At 74.0% G+C, this 15,450-nt stretch carries 11 protein-coding genes and 1 pseudogene; 1 reads left to right on the top strand and 11 read right to left on the bottom strand.

Annotation, left to right across the window (positions count from 1 at the left end):
• The 7 genes and pseudogenes from FJ251_07160 to FJ251_07130 all read right to left on the bottom strand — a co-directional run.
• A partial coding sequence (locus tag FJ251_07160; protein ID MBM4117513.1) for a pyruvate kinase occupies positions 1-1,638 on the bottom strand: 1,638 nt, incomplete at its 3' end.
• Positions 1,639-1,671: 33 nt separating this feature from the next.
• Positions 1,672-2,565: a helix-turn-helix domain-containing protein gene (locus FJ251_07155; protein MBM4117512.1), complete on the bottom strand. Its 894-nt coding sequence runs from the start codon at positions 2,563-2,565 to the stop codon at positions 1,672-1,674.
• Entirely contained in the window at positions 2,558-5,275 is a 2,718-nt protein-coding gene (locus tag FJ251_07150) for a valine--tRNA ligase (protein ID MBM4117511.1), read from the bottom strand. The genes FJ251_07155 and FJ251_07150 overlap by 8 nt, the downstream gene beginning before the upstream one ends.
• A 128-nt stretch (positions 5,276-5,403) precedes the next feature.
• On the bottom strand, positions 5,404-6,531 hold the full coding sequence (locus FJ251_07145) for a tetratricopeptide repeat protein (protein ID MBM4117510.1): 1,128 nt from the start codon (positions 6,529-6,531) through the stop codon (positions 5,404-5,406).
• Positions 6,532-6,614: 83 nt separating this feature from the next.
• The gene (locus tag FJ251_07140; GenBank protein MBM4117509.1) at positions 6,615-7,121 is read right to left on the bottom strand and encodes a hypothetical protein; all 507 of its coding nucleotides are present in this window, start codon (positions 7,119-7,121) and stop codon (positions 6,615-6,617) included.
• A 37-nt stretch (positions 7,122-7,158) separates the two neighbouring features.
• Positions 7,159-7,515 carry a response regulator gene (locus FJ251_07135; protein MBM4117508.1) on the bottom strand — a complete coding sequence of 119 codons (357 nt, stop codon included), beginning with the start codon at positions 7,513-7,515 and terminating at the stop codon, positions 7,159-7,161.
• A gap of 1,259 nt (positions 7,516-8,774) precedes the next feature.
• Positions 8,775-9,329, bottom strand: a pseudogene (locus FJ251_07130) (GTPase domain-containing protein).
• Between the two features lie 272 nt (positions 9,330-9,601).
• On the opposite strand from FJ251_07130, the gene FJ251_07125 reads away from it, so the two are divergent.
• Positions 9,602-10,048 (top strand): hypothetical protein, encoded by a 447-nt coding sequence (locus FJ251_07125; protein ID MBM4117507.1) that lies wholly within the window; start codon positions 9,602-9,604, stop codon positions 10,046-10,048.
• Here FJ251_07125 and FJ251_07120 read toward each other — a convergent pair.
• From FJ251_07120 to FJ251_07105, 4 genes are all read right to left on the bottom strand, one after another.
• The gene (locus FJ251_07120; GenBank protein ID MBM4117506.1) at positions 10,045-10,971 is read right to left on the bottom strand and encodes an ATP-binding protein; all 927 of its coding nucleotides are present in this window, start codon (positions 10,969-10,971) and stop codon (positions 10,045-10,047) included. The two genes, FJ251_07125 and FJ251_07120, sit on opposite strands and share 4 nt — an antisense overlap.
• Positions 10,877-11,362 (bottom strand): hypothetical protein, encoded by a 486-nt coding sequence (locus tag FJ251_07115; GenBank protein ID MBM4117505.1) that lies wholly within the window; start codon positions 11,360-11,362, stop codon positions 10,877-10,879. Before FJ251_07115 ends, FJ251_07120 begins: the two co-directional genes overlap by 95 nt.
• Positions 11,363-11,440: 78 nt before the next feature.
• Positions 11,441-13,543, bottom strand: a complete 2,103-nt coding sequence (gene recG, locus FJ251_07110; GenBank protein MBM4117504.1) for an ATP-dependent DNA helicase RecG — start codon at positions 13,541-13,543, stop codon at positions 11,441-11,443.
• 71 nt (positions 13,544-13,614) lie between these two features.
• Positions 13,615-15,282, bottom strand: coding sequence for a tetratricopeptide repeat protein (locus FJ251_07105; GenBank protein ID MBM4117503.1), 1,668 nt, complete (start codon positions 15,280-15,282; stop codon positions 13,615-13,617).
• Positions 15,283-15,450: the final 168 nt, after the last annotated feature.

The raw sequence follows: 15,450 nt of genomic DNA, 5'->3' as shown, positions 1-15,450 counted from the left end.
GCCCGTCGCCCAGATCACGGGCAGGTGCGCGGCCTCGGCCAGCCAGAGGATCTCCTCCTGCACCTCGGCCATGCGCTCGAAGCCCAGCTCGACGCCGAGGTCCCCGCGCGCCACCATCACGCCCGCCGGCGGGCGGCCGAGCGCCGCGAGCAGCAGGCTCGGCAGGTTCTCGAAGGCGGCGCGCGTCTCGATCTTGAGCACGACGCCGAGCGCCTCGCCCCCGCGGCGGGCCAGCTCGGCGTGCAGCGCCGCCACGTCCTCGGGCCGGCGCACGAAGGACATCCCCACCAGGTCGGCGTGCCGGACCGCGAAGTCGAGCTGAGCGAGGTCGGCCTCCGTGAGCGGCGAGAGCGAGAGGTCCGTGTCGGGCAGGTTGATGCCGCGGTCGGCCTGCAGGCGCGTGCCCGTTGCGGCCGCGCGGCGAATCTCGACGCGCAGGAAGCTGGGCGTCGTCTCGCGGATCACGCCCTCGAGGCGCCCGTCGTCGAAGAGGATCCGATCGCCGGGCCGCGTGTCGGCGAAGACCGCCGGCAGCGTGCAGGGAATGCGCGCCGGCTCGAGGACGGCGCCTTCGCGGTCGCGCCGCGCGAGCTGCCCGGGCTCCTCGCCCGCGGTGACGAGCAGGGTCTCGCCCGGCAGCAGGATGAGCCGCTGCTCGCGGGGCGGCAGCTTGCCGATGCTGCCCTCGGCGAGCTCGGCGCCCTTGCGGTAGAGCTTCGCCGGCAGGCCGCTCGCGAAGTAGAGCCCGCGGCGCGTCTCGAGCCAGAGGCTGCCTCCCGGGCCGCTGACGACGCGCAGGCGCCGCGCGCGCCCCGGCAGGTCGCGCAGGCGCAGTTCGTCACCCGGCCGCAGCAGCGCGTGCAGCTCGGCATCGATGGGCAAGGCGCGCTCTCCCGCCGGCACGCTCTCGGCGCCCTCGGCGACGAGGCGCAACCGCGCCGGCTGGCCGATGCGTCCCAGCTCGTCGCGCTCGGGCCTGAGGCGCAGCACCTCGGGGCCGGGCGCGAGGGGGCCAGTGCGCAGCTTCGGTCCCGCCAGATCGAGGAGCACGCGGCAGGGCCGGCCCGTCTCGGCCTCGGCGCGGCGCACGCGCTCGATCATGGCCTGCCAGGCCGCCGGCTCATCGTGGGCGCTGTTGATGCGCGCGATGTTCATGCCGCTCGCCACGAGATCGCGCACGAGCCCGTAGTCCTGCGCCGCCTCGCTGGGCAGCGTGACCATGATGCGCACGATGCGGTTGGGCGCCTCGGGGCCGAAGAGGTCGGCGGCGTGGCGGGCGAGCCGCTCGTCCCCTTCGCGGAAGCGGCTGGGCTGCACGCCGGTCGCGATCAGCGTGGCCGGCGCGGCGCCCAGGCTCTCGAGCGCGGCGAGCACGGACTCGAGCGCCGCGAGCACGTGGGCCTCCATGCGCCCGAGCGAGCTGAGGCCCAGCTCGCCGAGCTGGATCTGCAGGGCGCGGATGTCGTGCCGTCGCACCGCGAGGTAGTAGAGCAGGTTGCGCGCGCTCGCGGCGTAGTCGGGCGGGATCGCCGCCAGGCGCCCGGCCTGCTCCTCGGCGAGCGCCAGCGCGCTCTCGCGCAGGGCGAGGATCTGGCCGTGGAGCCGCAGCAGCAGATCGGGCGGGTAGCGCGAGGACATCGGGCGGCTCTCTCGCTCAGGTGGGGACAGCCATCAGCCGTCGCCGGGCGCCGACACGGTCACGGGGGCGTCCAGGCGCAGCGCGATCGGCTGGCCGGTGGGGACCGCCGGCAGCGGGTAGTCGCTGCCGTTCAGGCGCAGGGCCAGGCCGCTCACGCTGGCCGCGCTCAGGACGACGAAGCTGTCGGCCTCGACCCACCAGACGTCGCCGGCGCCCAGCGCACGCGCGAGCTGCAGCCGATCGTCGACGTTGAGCTCGAGGCGACAGGGCAGCGCGGCATCCACCTCCAGGCGCAGCGCAGCGCGGGCGGGCGGAGCGCTCCGCATCGCCACGTCGCCGCTGTCGGAGAGCGCCAGCGGGCCCTGCGCCCAGGCGGCGGCGGCGGCGACGGAGTCGGCGCGCGCCTTCGCGATCGCCTCCTCGGGCGGTGGCGCCTCCACGGGGCCGAGCGAGGCGTCGATGGCTGGCGCTTCCCTCACCGCGGCTGGCGCCGGCGGCTCGGCCAGCCGGCCGGGGGGCGCCTCGCGGCGGGAGACGGAGAGCGCGGTGGCGAGCAGGGCGCCCGCAACGACGACGGCGCCGAGGGCCAGCCAGAGGCCCCGCCCCGGCTGCCAGCCGCCCAGGCGCGTCTCCGGCACTTCCTCTCGCCAGACGCGACCGCTGGGGCCGAAGCTGCCCGGCGCGCTGATCCCCTGGCCGGCGCGGTAGAGGCTGAGGAGTTCGCCGCGGTCGAGCTCGAGCAGCTCCGCGAGCATGCGCAGCGCATTGGCGACGTAGAGGTCGCCCGGCAGGTCGGCGCGCCGGTCCTCCTCGAGGGCGCGGAGGACGGAGAGCGCCAGGCGCGTCTCCCGGCCGACCGCCTCGAGGCTCAAGCCACGGCTCTCGCGCGCTTGCCGGATGCGCTCGCCGAGGGTGCGCTCAGTCATTGTCCTCCCGCAAGTTCTCCAGGCTCTCGCCCAGGCGGCGTGCGGTATCGCGCCCCAGCGCCAGCCGCGCCTCCACCTGCGCCACCACCTCGGCGGGCGCCTGAGCACGGAAGCCTGCGCTCGCCAGCTTCGCCTCGCTGCCGGCGATCTCGCGCTGCAGCTTGGCAAGCTCCTTCTCGAGCCGCCGCCGCTCCTCGGCAAGATCGACGAGACCGCTGAGCGGCAGCCAGATCTCGAGGCCGGGCAGGAAGGCGCCCGCCGCGGGCTTGGGCTTGCGCGGCGAGGGCGGCTCGAGGCGATAGTCGGACACTTTGGCCAAGCTGGCAAGGAAAGGTCGCGCCGCCCCGAGCTGGGCGGCCAGGGCCTGGCCCTCGCCGCGCAGGATCAGGGTCAGCTCGCGGCCGGGCGGCAGGCCCAGCTCCTGGCGCAGGCCGCGCACGCTGGAGATCAGGGCGATGCGGAAGTCGAGTTCGCGCTCGGCCGCCTCGTCCCGCAGCGCGGCCGGCGGCGCCGGCCAGGGCGCGACGATCAGGCGGTCGGCCGCGCCGGGAAAGCGCTCCCAGATCGCCTCCGTCACGTAGGGCATGAAGGGGTGCAGCAGGCGCAGGGTCGCGTGGAGCACGCCGGCGGCCGTGAGCAGGGCCGTGGCCGCGGCGCGGGGATCCTCGCCGTAGACGCGCGGCTTGGTCAGCTCCAGGTACCAGTCGCAGTACTCCTTCCAGAGGAAGTCGTAGAGGCCGCGGGCGGCGTCGCCGAAGCGGAAGCCCTCCAGGTCGCGCTGCACCTGCTCGCGCACGGCGACGAGTCGGCTGAGGATCCAGCGGTCCTCCAGGCTGAGCGGCGCGAGCGCGCCGGCCGCCGCGGGTCGCCACTCGGCGGCGAGCCAGTCGCCCACGGGGCCGCCCAGGCGCCCGCTCGGGGCGGCGGCGCTGGCCGGCAGCAGCGCCCCCTCGCCCCGCTCCGCCAGCTGCATGAGCACGTAGCGGCTCGCGTTCCAGAGCTTGTTGGCGAAGTTGCGGCCCATCTCCATGTGCTTGTCCTCGAAGAGATAGTCGCCGCCCAGGGGCGTGAGCATCGTCATCGAGAAGCGCACGGCGTCGACGCCGTAGCGGTCGAAGAGCTCGAGCGGGTCGGGGCTGTTGCCAAGGCTCTTGCTCATCTTGCGGCCCTGCTTGTCCCGCACGATGCCGTGCAGGAAGACGTCGCGGAAGGGCACGTCGCCCGCGAAGCGCTGGCCGGCCATGATCATGCGCGCCACCCAGAAGAAGATGATGTCCGGGCCCGTCACCAGCGTGCTGCCGGGGTAGTAGCGCGCGAGATCCGCCGTGGCCTCCGGCCAGCCCAGGGTCGAGAAGGGCCACAGCCAGCTCGAGAACCAGGTGTCGAGCACGTCGGGATCCTGGCGCCAGTGGCCGCTGGCGTCCGGGGCCGCCGTCGCCGCGCGCCGCTCGCCGGTCACCGCATGGGTCCAGACGGGAATGCGATGCCCCCACCAGAGCTGGCGGCTGATGCACCAGTCGCGGATGCCCTCCATCCAGTGCCTGTAGGTCTTTTCCCAGCGGGCGGGGGTGAAGCGCACGCGGCCCTCGGCGACGGCTGCGATGGCCGGCTCGGCGAGCTCGGCCATGCGCACGTACCACTGCGTGGAGACCATGGGCTCGATCGGCAGGCCGCTGCGCTGGCCGTGGCCCACGCTGTGCCGGTAGGGCTCGACCTTCACGACGAGTTCCTGGGCCTCGAGCGCGGCCAGCACGGCGCGGCGCGCTTCCTCGCGCGTCAGGCCGGCGTACTCGCCGGCGGCGGCGCTCATGCGGCCATCGGGCCCGATCACCTGCACCCGCTCGAGACCGTGCCGCTGGCCCATCGCGAAGTCGTTGGGGTCGTGGGCCGGCGTCACCTTGACGAAGCCGGTGCCGAACTCGGGATCGACGAAATCGTCCTCGATGATCGGCAGCTCGCGGCCCACCAGCGGCAGGCGCGCGCGGCGGCCGCGGTAGGCGGCCTTGCTCGCGTCGCCGGGGTTGATCGCGATCGCCGTGTCGCCGAGCATCGTCTCCGGGCGCGTGGTGGCCACCACGAGCGAGCCCTCGCCGCCGATCAGCGGGTAGCGCAGGTGCCACAGGTGGCCGTCGACTTCCTGGAACTCCACTTCCTCGTCGCTGATCGCGGTCTGGTCCTGGACGTCCCAGTTGACGATGTACTCGCCCTGATAGATCAGACCCGCCTCGTAGAGCGCGATGAAGACGCGCTGCACGGCGTGGCTGAGCCCTTCGTCCATCGTGAAGCGCTCGCGCTCCCAGTCGCAGCTGCAGCCGAGGCGGCGCAACTGGCCCGTGATGCGCGCGTGGTATTCGTCCTTCCAGGCCCAGGCCGCGGCGAGGAAGGCCTCGCGACCCATGGCCTCGGGATCCTGGCCCTGCTCGCGCAGCTTCCTGGCGACGACGCTCTGCGTGGAGATGCCGGCGTGATCGCAGCCGGGCAGCCAGAGGGTCTCGACTCCCTGCATGCGCTGCCAGCGGATGAGGATATCCTGTAGCGCATTGTCGAGCACGTGGCCCATGTGCAGGATGCCGGTGACGTTCGGCGGCGGGATGACGATCACGTAGGGCGGCCGGCCGGCGGGATCGGGGCGCGGGCGGAAGTAGCCGCCCGCCTCCCAGGCCGCGTAGAGCCTGGCCTCGACGCTCGCCGGCTCGTAGGCCTTCGCCATCGCGCGGACGCTGCCGTCGCTCATCGCAAGTGCTCCTCGCCCCGACCGCAACCGCGGCGCCCGCGCGGCGGCCATTGAAGGGGTTATCCTAGGTCAAGGCCGGAAAACGGTCAAGGCGGGCCGCAGCCCTAGGCGCCCACCGCCCGCGCCACGCCGGCGCGGTGGCCCAGGGCCTCGGCCTGGCGGTAGCTCTGCCGCGCCGCTTCTGCCTGCCCGAGCTGATCATAGATGATGCCCAGGTAGTAGTGGCTCCGGGCGTCATCGGGGTGCAGCTCGAGTACCTGCTGGAAGCAGGGCAGGGCCTTGGCGTACTCGCCGAGGTTGACGTAGCAGAGGCCGAGGTAGAAACGAACGCGCGGGTCCTTGGCGTCCGCGCGTTCCAGCTCGGCGAGCGCCTTGCGGTGGGCGCCGAGGCGCGAATGGCAGAGGGCGATGTGGAAGCGCGCGTCCGCGTGCTGCGGGCGCAGGCCGAGCACGCCTTCGAACTCGCCGATCGCCTCGCCGTAACGGCTGCAGTTGGCGAGGGCGAGGCCCAGGCTCATGCGCCCCTCGAGGCCGTCCGGCGCCAGCTCCACCGTCTTCCGGAAGAGGTGGATCGCCTGCTCGTAGTCGCCCCGCTCGCCATAGAGGGCGCCCAGGTTCAGGTGCCCCATCGCGTTGTGCGGATCGAGCTGGATGGCCCGGCGGAAATGGAGGATGGCCTCGTCGCGCTCGCCGCGGCGGTCGAGGCTGAAGCCGAGGTTGGTGTGCGCCTTCGCCAGCCGGGGATCGCGGGCGAGAGCCTCCCGGAAGGCCGCCTCGGCCTCCAGGTTGCGGTTCTCGCGCAGCAGGGTGCAGCCGAGCTGGTAGTGGCTCTCGGCGGCGTCGCTGGGCAGGGCGAGGGCAAGCCTGTGCAGTTCGTGCGCCTGCTCGAAACGGCCGGCGAGGCTGTGCAGGCGCGCGGCCTGGTTGAGGGGACGCGCCGACTCGGGATCGCTGCGGCGCCAGGCCGCGGCCAGGCGCAAGCCGGCCTCGAAGAGTTCCGCCCGGTAGCTGCGCTCGATCAGTTCGGCGTAGGCCGCGACCGGTAGCGCGAAGGGGTCGGGGATCTCCTCGAAGAAGGCCTCGATCTCCGCGCGTTCGCCGCGGGCCAGGCGCTCGTCGAGCCAGCGCAGGGCGGCCTCGGCGTCGCGGGCGGCCTCCGAGCAGAGCGCATCGAGGGTGGCCCGCCGCTGCGAGCGCCGCTGCATCTTGCGGTACCAGTTCAGGGGACTCATGCGCGCACCAGCCTCCCGGTTGCCGTCGAGCCGGCGGCAGGATAGGAGGGGCCGCGAAAGACGGTCAAGACAATGTTGAGCGACTACTCGTCGGCGAGCGGCGCGTCGGTCGCCCTGCGCTCGCGCAGCGGCGAGGCGAGGCCGGAGCGGCGCCAGCCGTAGGCCGCATAGGGATCGTAGAGACCCAGGCCCTGACCCACCTCGAGGCGCAGCTGGAGGTTCTCGCTCGGCTGCCAGTCGAGCGCGGCGAAGGGCAGGACGAAGCGAGCGCCCTCCTCGCCCGTGCCCAGCGACTGGCTGCCGGGCGCGAAGGCGAGGCCGAAGCGGGCGTTGAAGTCGAGGCCGCGGCCGAGCGGCACGCGCAGATCCTTGGTGAGCAGGCCCAGGGAGCTGCTGCGCCCCGCGCTCCAGCTCTGGCTGTAGCTGAGCGCCGTCGTCCCCCACTGCAGGCGATCGAGACCGAGCTTGCTCGGCGCGCCTGGCGCCGGCAGGGCGGCGAAGGGATGCGCTACCGTATCGGCGACAGCCAGGGCGGGCAGTGCGAGCAGTGCGAGCAGGGCGAGCAGTGCGAGCGGGCGGCGAATCGCCATGGCTTCTCCCGGCGGGGGCGGTGGGCGCCCCAACGCGTCACTTCGTTAGCAGTTCCCGGACCGTCGCCTTCAGCGGATCCAGGTCCGACGACTTGACCAGGGAGGCCTCCGCGGACCAGGAGGTGAAGTCGTCCTTGTAGCTGTGGTAGGCGCTGTTGATCACCACGCGCAGGTCCCGGTACTGCTCCATGACCTCGCGCAAGTAAGCCAGACCGTCCTTGCCCGGCAGCTCGATGTCGAGGATCACCAGGTCCACCGGCTGCTCGGCCAGCGCGAGAGAGGCCTCCTCGGCCGAAGCCACCGCCTGGACGAGGTAACCCTCGTCGCGCAGCTCCTGACTGTAGAGAGTGCGAATGCTGGCCTCGTCGTCGACGACGAGAATGCGCTTGCTCATGGTCAAGGCGGCCCTCCCCGACCCCGGAAGGCTAGTCGCGCCCCGGCGGGCTGTCAAGCGCGCTCCGCCGGCGCGCTGGGCTAGTCCAGCGGGACCAGCTCGCCGTTGCGCAGCGCGAAGCGCATGCCGGTGCCGGCCGGCCGTGAGACGCCGCCCGCGCGGCCGGGCGCGGCCGTCGCGCTCGCCACAGGTTCGGGCGCCGCCTGCGGGACCGGCGCAACCGGCGCGCCGAGGTCGCTCTCCAGGCTCAGGCTCGGCTTCAGGTCCGCGGTCCGCTCCTCGCTGAAGGCGGCGCTGCTGCGGGAGGCGCCCGGCTCGGCCAGGCCCCCACCGCCGCCTGCGCTCGACAGGGCCGAGGGCGCCGGCGCCTCCTCGACGATCAGGCGGATCTGCAACTCGCCCCGCTCGAGCAGGGCGCGCGGAACGCGCAGTGTGAGCGGCCGGTCGGAGCTGCTCTCGCTGGCGCTCGGCGGCGGCGCAGCCGCTCCGCTCGGTGCGGGCGGCGCAGCGGCTGCGGGCGGCGCGCTCGGTGCGGGCGGCGCCGAAGCCCAGAGCGGGGCGGAGCGCGGGATCACCGGCGCGGCGGGAGGAGTCGCGGGGGCCTGCGCGGCCAGCGGCGGCGAGGCCCAGAGCGGCGCCGAGCGCTGGATGGGCGGCGCGTCACCGGGGCGCGTCGTCGCGGCCGGAGGGACCGGCGCGGCGGGCGAGGCCGGCCGCAACGGCGGCGCCGACGCGGCGGGCCGAGGCGGCGTGGGCGGGACGGCCGGCGCCGGCGGCGCTGCCGAGGGGGAATCGAGTTCCACGATCTCCGGGACCACGCGCGGGACGGGTCGGCTGAACGGCGCCGCCGCCAGGCGGTCCGGCGGCTGCGCGCCGGCCGGCGGGCCCTCGCTGCCGCGCGCCGGCAGGGTGTCGGCGAGCGAGCGCAGGGGCGAGGCATCGACGGTCGTCTCCACGTTGTGCAGGGCGTGGCGCACATCGCTGCCCTCCATGAGGTCGACCAGGGGCCGCTGCCCGCGCAGCGACTGGTCGTGGAGATCCCCGGGGGCGATCTCCACGACCCGCGGGTCGGGGAGCTGATCGAGGTTGAGGCCGCTGCGCGGCGGTGCCGGCGCCGCCGGTCGAAGCGCCGGCATTTCCACCTGCGGCGGCTGCGCGGCGACCGGCGGCGTCGAGCGGCCGGGGTTCGCCGCGGAGCCGCTGCGCAGGGACTCGCCGATCTCCCTCTCGACGAGCGCGCGCAAGTGGGGCCGCAGATGCTCGGTGACGCCGCGCAGGGTCTCCTGCACGCCCTCGCCGCGCGGCGCGACCGCGCTGAAGCAGGGCACGCCCGTCGGGTTGAGGGCGTGCTCGAGCTCCTGCACGCCGAGCACGTCCGGCAGGTCGCGCTTGTTGTACTGGATGACCCAGGGCAGGTCCTCGAGCTTGAGGTTCATGTCCGCCAGGTTGGAGCGCAGGTTCTCCAGGCTCTCGAGGTTCTCCTCCATCTTGCCGCGCTGGCTGTCGGCGACGAAGACGACGGCGTCGACGCCCTTGAGCACGAGCCGCCGCGTCGCGTTGTAGTAGACCTGACCGGGCACCGTGTAGAGCAGGATGCGCACGTTGAAATCGAGGATCGCGTCGCCGCTCAGGGGCAGCAGGTCGAAGAAGAGCGTGCGGTCCGTGCGCGTCTTCATCGAGATCATCTTGCCGCGATGGTCTTCGGGGACTTGGCGGAAGAGCACCTCGAGATTGGTCGTCTTGCCGCTCAGACCCGGGCCGTAGTAGACGACCTTGGCGCTGACTTCCTGCCCCGCTCGGTTGATGAGAGCCACGCTGCACCTCGCTCCGTGATTCAGGGGGCTGTCCCCCGTGCGTCCTGATCGCAGCGTCCGCAGCCCCAGGAGGGGCCGCGGCGCCGCCGGCTGCCTTGCCTCCCGGCGGCGAATGCAAGATCCGTTCTCGCGGGTCGCTGCGGGGGAAGGACCGCCGCCGGCCCGAGCGCCTACCTAAGTCGGCCTGGATCTTGCGACTGCGGCGGCGCGCCCCCGGGCGGCGCTGGGCCGCGGCGCGCAAAGTCCATCCTTGCAACGAGGTGAGATCCCCGATGGCGGAGTCGCGCAAGGTCGTGGCGGAAATGTTCTCCCGCTTCCTGAACATCGAGCTCGGCGAGGACTCCCTGGAGCGACTGGTCGCCCTCGTGGACAAGGTGGAGCGCAGCATCGACGAGGACCTCGACCTGAGCACGGTGCAGGGGCGCAACACGCTGCGCGTCCTGCTCGGCACCCTGCTCGCCTACGGCTGGGGCATCGGCATGCATCCCTTCCACAACCCCGACCAGGACATGGACGGCCGCCCGCTCGAGGTGCGCGCGAGCAAGGACATCCTCGTCTCGCTCAAGGACATCAAGGCCTTGCGCTACCTGAAGAAGGACCAGTACGGCCGCGTGAAGAAGGCCCTCTTCGAGCCCGACCAGAACGCCCGCGTGCGCAGCCAGATCGATGGCCTGCTCGGCGAGATCCACTCCAGCAAGTGGCAGGAGGAGGAGTTCTAGGTCTCCCCCTCCGCGCGCCGCCGCACGGTGAGCAGCACGACGCGCCCGCCCTTGCGGAACTCCACCCGATCCACCAGTTCCCGCATCAGCAGCAGGCCGCGGCCGCTGCCGCGCCGCAGACCTTCGGCACTCCTGGGATCGGCGACCCGCTCGGGGTCGAATCCGGCCCCCGGGTCCTCGATGCGCACGCGCAGGCGCCGCGGCCCGAAGCGCGCCAAGACCCGCACTTCCTTCGCTGGGTCCAGCGCGCAGCCGTGACGGATCGCGTTGGCGAGGGCTTCGTCGAGTGCGAGGGGCAGGGCCTCCGCCCAGATGCGCGGGTGGAAGCCGTGCTCGCGGGCCAGGCGACAGAGGAAGCCGGCGGCCGGCGCCACGAAGCGCAGCTCGGCCGGCAGACGGAACTCGACGCGGCTCTCCACGCGCGCCTCGAACTCCGGCAAACGCCGCGCGAGAACGAGCGGGCGGTCGGCGTCGGCGAAGAGGCGGCCCAGGTCGAGCCCGGCGAAGGGCGGCGCGAGCGCCTCGTGGAAGCCGCGACGGACGAGGCGCCGCCGGCTGCGCTCGTCGAGGGCAGGCAGGAAGAGGACGAGCCGCCCTCCCGCCGCCCGCAGCGCGGCCAGCGCCTCGGCGGGCGGCAGGCTCTCTTCGCCGCTGGCGGTGAGCAAGACCCCGAAAGTGCCGGCAGGCAGGGCGAGCTCCCACTCCGCTCGCGGCGGCAAGGGCGCCAGCCGAGCCGCCGCGGCGCCGAGCTCCGCCCGGGCGCGGGCTGCCAGACGAGCGTCGCAGGCCCACAGGTACAGCGGCCCCTGCTCCACCGGGAGCCCCGCCTCAGAAGAGCGGCTGTCCGTCGGCGAGGATCTCATTGAAGGCATCTCGGAATGCAGGTGAGCTGTGGGCGTAATCCTCGCCCACTTTATCGACATACAGCCGCCAGGCCTCGCGCAGCTCGCGGCTGAACTCCGGGATCAGGCGCCCCTCGGCCAGCGCGCGATCCCGCCGCTCGCGCCGGCCCGGTCCCTGCAGGATGCTCTCCGCCAGAGCCCTGGCGAAACGCCGGGCCCGCCGGGCTTCCTGCTGGGCGTTGAGCCCGGCGGGGGCCGGCGCCGCCGGCCCGGGCGCTGCGGCCGGGCCGGCCGGGAGCGACGACTCGGCAGCAATTGCCGTGGCGGGCGGCGCGGCCGGCGGGACCCAACGCAGGCGAAAGCCCTGCTGGCACTGGGGACAGCGCACGCGCAACTCGCCTTTTTCCATCAGGCTAGGCGGAACAGCGTAGGTCGCTCCGCAGCTCGGACAGCATAGGGTCTGGGCCGTCATGCGCGCTCCGTGCTCAGCGAGCTGGCCTCGGCGGCCAGGCTCCGCGAGGGGCTGCAATCGGCATGCCCGGCGGAGTGCTCAGCCGACCCCGGCGAGGAGCAGCCGCTCCCGGTAGACCCGCTGGAGGAGCTCCCGGAGCGCGCGCAGATCGGCGGCCGCCAGCTCGGGGTCGCGGGCGACCAAGGCCGCCGCCCGCTCGCGGGCGAGGGCGACCAGCCGCGCGTCGGCCAGCGGATGGGCGAGGCTGAGTTCGGGCCGCCCGTGCTGGCGCTGCCCGAAGAGCTCGCCCGGCCCGCGCAGGCGCAGGTCCTCCTCGGCGAGGCGAAAGCCGTCGCGATGCTTGACGAAGGTCTCCAGGCGCTCGCGGCTCGTCTCGCCCATCCCGGCCGGCGCGACGAGGATGCAGTAGCTCTTCTGCCGCCCGCGGCCGATGCGCCCGCGCAGCTGGTGGAGCTGGCTGAGGCCAAAGCGCTCGGGGTTGTGGATCAGCATCAGCGTGGCCTCGGGCACATCGATGCCCACCTCGATCACCGTCGTTGCCACGAGCACCGGCCGCTCCCCGCTGCGGAATGCGGCCAGCGCCGCGGCCTTCCTCGCCGCCGAGAGCCGCCCGTGGATCAGCCCGCAACCGAGGCCGGCCAGGGGCCCGGCCGCCAGCTCCTCGTAGGCCTGCGTGGCCGCCGCCAGCTCGGCTTGATCGCCCTCCTCCACCAGGGGGAAGATGAGGAAGGCGCGTTCGCCTGCTGCGACGCGCTCGCGCAGGAAGGCGTGGATGCGCGGGAGCTGCTCCTCGGTCGCGAGGCGGGTGACGAGGCCCGGCCGGCCGGGCGGCAGGCTGTCGATCACGCTGAGTTCCAGGTCGCCGTAGACGGTCATCGCCAGCGAGCGCGGGATGGGCGTCGCCGTCATCACGAGCACGTGCGGCGCGCCGCGCTCCCTGAGGCCCGCGCGCTGGAGCACGCCGAAGCGGTGCTGCTCGTCGACGACGGCGAGCCCGAGGCGCGCGAAGCGAATCTCGTCCTGGATCAGGGCCTGCGTGCCGAAGGCGATGTCGATGGCGCCGTCGGCCAGGCCCGCGAGCACCGAGCGCCGCTCCTTGGCCGGCTGGCTGCCGCCGCCGAGCAGGAGCCCCGCGCGCAGGCCGAGCGCGGCCAGGGGCCCCGCCCAGTTCGCGAAGTGCTGCCGCGCGAGGGCCTCGAGCGGCACCATGAAGGCGCCCTGGTAGCCGCCCTCGGCGGCGAGCAGCAGCGCGGCGAGCGCGACCACCGTCTTGCCGCAGCCGACGTCGCCCTGGAGCAGGCGGTTCATGCGGCCGCCGCTCGCGAGATCGCCGCGGATCTCGGCGAGCGCCCGCGCCTGCGCCGCGGTGAGCTGGTAGGGCAGGCCGGCGAGGAAGGGCGCGAGCAGGCGCTCGCCGCCGGCGAGCACGGGGCCCGCCTCGCGCGCGAGCTGCCGGCGGCGCAACGCGGCGAGGAGCTGCAGCAGGAAGAGCTCCTCGAACTTGAGCCGTTCGCGGGCGCTGGCCAGTTCATCGCGATCCTCGGGGAAGTGGATCGCCCGCAGCGCGGCGCCCCGCGCCGGCCAGCCCTCGGCGCGCAGCCACTCCGCGGGCAGGATCTCGGGCAGACCGGCGACGAGCCCGGGCTCCGCGAGGAGGCCATCGAGCAGGCGGCGCAGCCAGCGCTGGCCGACGCCGCGCGTCGCCGGATAGAGCGGCAGGATGCGCCGCCCGAGCAGGCGCGGGCTCTCCTCCTCGCCGAGGATCTCCAGCTCGGGCGACTGCATCTGGAGCGCGCCCCGGAACGGCGCCGCCTCGCCGTTGGCCACGACCTGCACGCCGTTGGCGAGCTGCTTCTTCAGGTAGGGCTGGTTGAAGAAGACGAGCTGCAGCCGGCCCGTGCCGTCGTCGATGAGCACGGTGAGGATGCCCAGGCCCTGGCGCGGCCGCCGCTCGGCGCTGGCCAGCACCTGCCCGCGCACCGTGGCGCGCAGGCCGGGCGTGAGCGCTGCGAGCGGCAGGCTCTCGCCGAGGTCCAGGTAGTCGCGGGGGAAGTGCAGGAGCAGATCCTCGGCCGTGTGGAGGCCGAGCCTCGCGAGGTCGGCCGCGCGGCGCGGACCGACGCCCTTGAGGAACTGCACCGGGCGCTGGAGGCCCTCTGCGCGCGCGCCGCCGCTCTGCATGCGGGGCAGCCTAGACCCTGCCGCGCGCGCTGACAAGCGCGGCCGCGCGGCAGGCGGCGCTCGGCGCGGCGCTAATCGCTCTCGGCGTCCTCGAACTCGGCCAGCGCGAAGTGCTCGTCGAGCAGGTGGCGCAGCTCCAGGCGCTCGGGGTGCTGGGCGACGAGCGGGGCGAGCAGGGCCGTCGCCTCCGCGCTCCGGCCCTGATTGCGCAGGGCGAGCGCGAGGGCCAGCTCGGCCTCCAGGTAGCGCGGCGCCAGCGCGAGCGCGGCGCGGTAGTCGGCGGCCGCCGCGCCGTACTCGCCGCGCTTGAAGGCGAGGTCGCCGCGCAGCTTGAGCAGGTCGGGGTAGTCCGGGTGCGCCGCGAGCAGGGGCGCGAGCAGAGCCTCGGCCTTGGCGAGGCGGCCCAGGCGCAGCTCGCAGCGCAGGCGCCCGCGCAGGGCGTAGAGGTCGCCCGGCGCCAAGTCCAGCGCGCGGGTGAAGGCGGCGAGGGCGGCCTCGAGGTCCCCGCGCGAGAGCAGGGCCTGGCCGAGGAAGGCCTGCAGGGTCGCGTCGCCGGGATTGCGCTCCTGCAGGCGCCGGAAGTGCGGGTCGGCGTCTTCCCACTCGCCGCGCTGGGCGTGCAGGAGGGCGAGGTCGACCTCGGCCTCGCCGAGCGACGGATTGTGGCCGAGGGCTTCGCGCAGCAGGCGCAGGGCTTCATCGTCGCGGCCCTCGAGGTGGCGGAGCAGGCCGAGCAGGTAGCGCGCCTGGCTCTGCTCGGGATGCCGCCCCAAGAGCTCCTCGAGGAGCAGGGCCGCCTCCTCGTTGCGGCCGAGCTGGAAGCGGGCCTGCGCGAGGTGGAGCAGCAGGTCGCTGCCCTCCCCGCCCAGGCTGCGCGCGAAGGCGAGGGACTCCTCGGCCTCCAGCGGGTGGCCCGCCTTGAGCTGGGCGAGGCCGAGGAAGTAGGCGGCCTCCATGAAGCGCGGGTTCACGGTGAGGGCCCGGCCGAAGGCGGCGATCGCCGGCTCCGTGCGCCCGCACTTGAGGCGCGCGAGGCCGAGCTGGCACTGGACGTCGGCGTAGTGCGGCTTCATCGCCGCCGCCCGCTCGAGCAGCTCGGCGGCCAGCGCGTGCTGGCCCAGGTTGAACTGGGCGATGCCCTCCCCGTAGAGCTCGCGGAACTCGGCGCCGCTCTCGAGCAGCTCGAGCACCGGCCCCACCTCGGGCAGCACCGTCTCGCGCTCCTTGAGGTGCACGAGCAGGAAGCGGTTCACCGAGATCGGGATCTCGGACTGCAGCGCCGCCGCCTGGCGCAGCTCGCGCCGGGCGCCCTCGGCGTCCCCCAGCGCGTCGAGCGCGACGGCGAGGAAGCAGCGCGCCTCGATGTAGTCGGGGTTGATCGCGAGGGCGCGCTGGAAGCAGGGCAGGGCCGCCGCGCGCTCGCCGCCCATGAAGAGCGCGACGCCGAGGCAGTACTGGATGTCCGGGAAGTTGGGGGTCTCGCTGAGGGCCTGCTCGAGGTGGAAGCGCGCCTCGTCGTAGTGCTCGCTCCTGAGCAGGCTGCGGCCGATGTTCGCGTGGGCCTCGGCGGCGTAGAAGGTGCCGAGGCGGTAGGTGGTGCTGCTCTTCGCCGCCCCGGCGATGGCCGCTTCGAAGCGGGCGATCGCCTCCTCGAAGCGGCCCTCGTTGTACAGGGCGATGCCCGCGCTGTAGTCCTCGTCGCGACGCCCGCCGAAGAGCCGCCTCAGCAGCGAGGGCATGGGCGTCCCCTAGTCGTTCTGCTTGCGCAGAAAGGTCGGCACCTCCCAATCATCGCTGGCTACCCCCGCCAGGTCTTGCAGTGCTTCCTCGCGCATGGCCGCCACCTCGCGGCCCAGCTCGCGCCGCACCTCCGGCGCCTCCGCGGGTTCCGGATCGAGCAGCGCCCC

The sequence above is a fragment of the bacterium genome, assembly GCA_016873475.1.
Taxonomy (GTDB): Bacteria; Krumholzibacteriota; Krumholzibacteriia; order JACNKJ01; family JACNKJ01; genus VGXI01.
The sequence above is the reverse complement of the archived record's forward strand: the minus strand, read 5'-3'. Positions and strand labels throughout refer to the sequence as shown.

Coding starts and splice junctions, on each gene's coding strand:
- FJ251_07155 (MBM4117512.1), bottom strand. CDS start 2,565: ATGACTGAGCGCACCCTCGGCGAGCGCATCCGGCAAGCGCGCGAGAGC.
- FJ251_07150 (MBM4117511.1), bottom strand. CDS start 5,275: ATGGCGAAGGCCTACGAGCCGGCGAGCGTCGAGGCCAGGCTCTACGCG.
- FJ251_07145 (MBM4117510.1), bottom strand. CDS start 6,531: ATGAGTCCCCTGAACTGGTACCGCAAGATGCAGCGGCGCTCGCAGCGG.
- FJ251_07140 (MBM4117509.1), bottom strand. CDS start 7,121: ATGGCGATTCGCCGCCCGCTCGCACTGCTCGCCCTGCTCGCACTGCTC.
- FJ251_07135 (MBM4117508.1), bottom strand. CDS start 7,515: ATGAGCAAGCGCATTCTCGTCGTCGACGACGAGGCCAGCATTCGCACT.
- FJ251_07125 (MBM4117507.1), top strand. CDS start 9,602: ATGGCGGAGTCGCGCAAGGTCGTGGCGGAAATGTTCTCCCGCTTCCTG.
- FJ251_07120 (MBM4117506.1), bottom strand. CDS start 10,971: ATGTCGATAAAGTGGGCGAGGATTACGCCCACAGCTCACCTGCATTCC.
- FJ251_07115 (MBM4117505.1), bottom strand. CDS start 11,362: ATGACGGCCCAGACCCTATGCTGTCCGAGCTGCGGAGCGACCTACGCT.
- recG (MBM4117504.1), bottom strand. CDS start 13,543: ATGCAGAGCGGCGGCGCGCGCGCAGAGGGCCTCCAGCGCCCGGTGCAG.
- FJ251_07105 (MBM4117503.1), bottom strand. CDS start 15,282: ATGCCCTCGCTGCTGAGGCGGCTCTTCGGCGGGCGTCGCGACGAGGAC.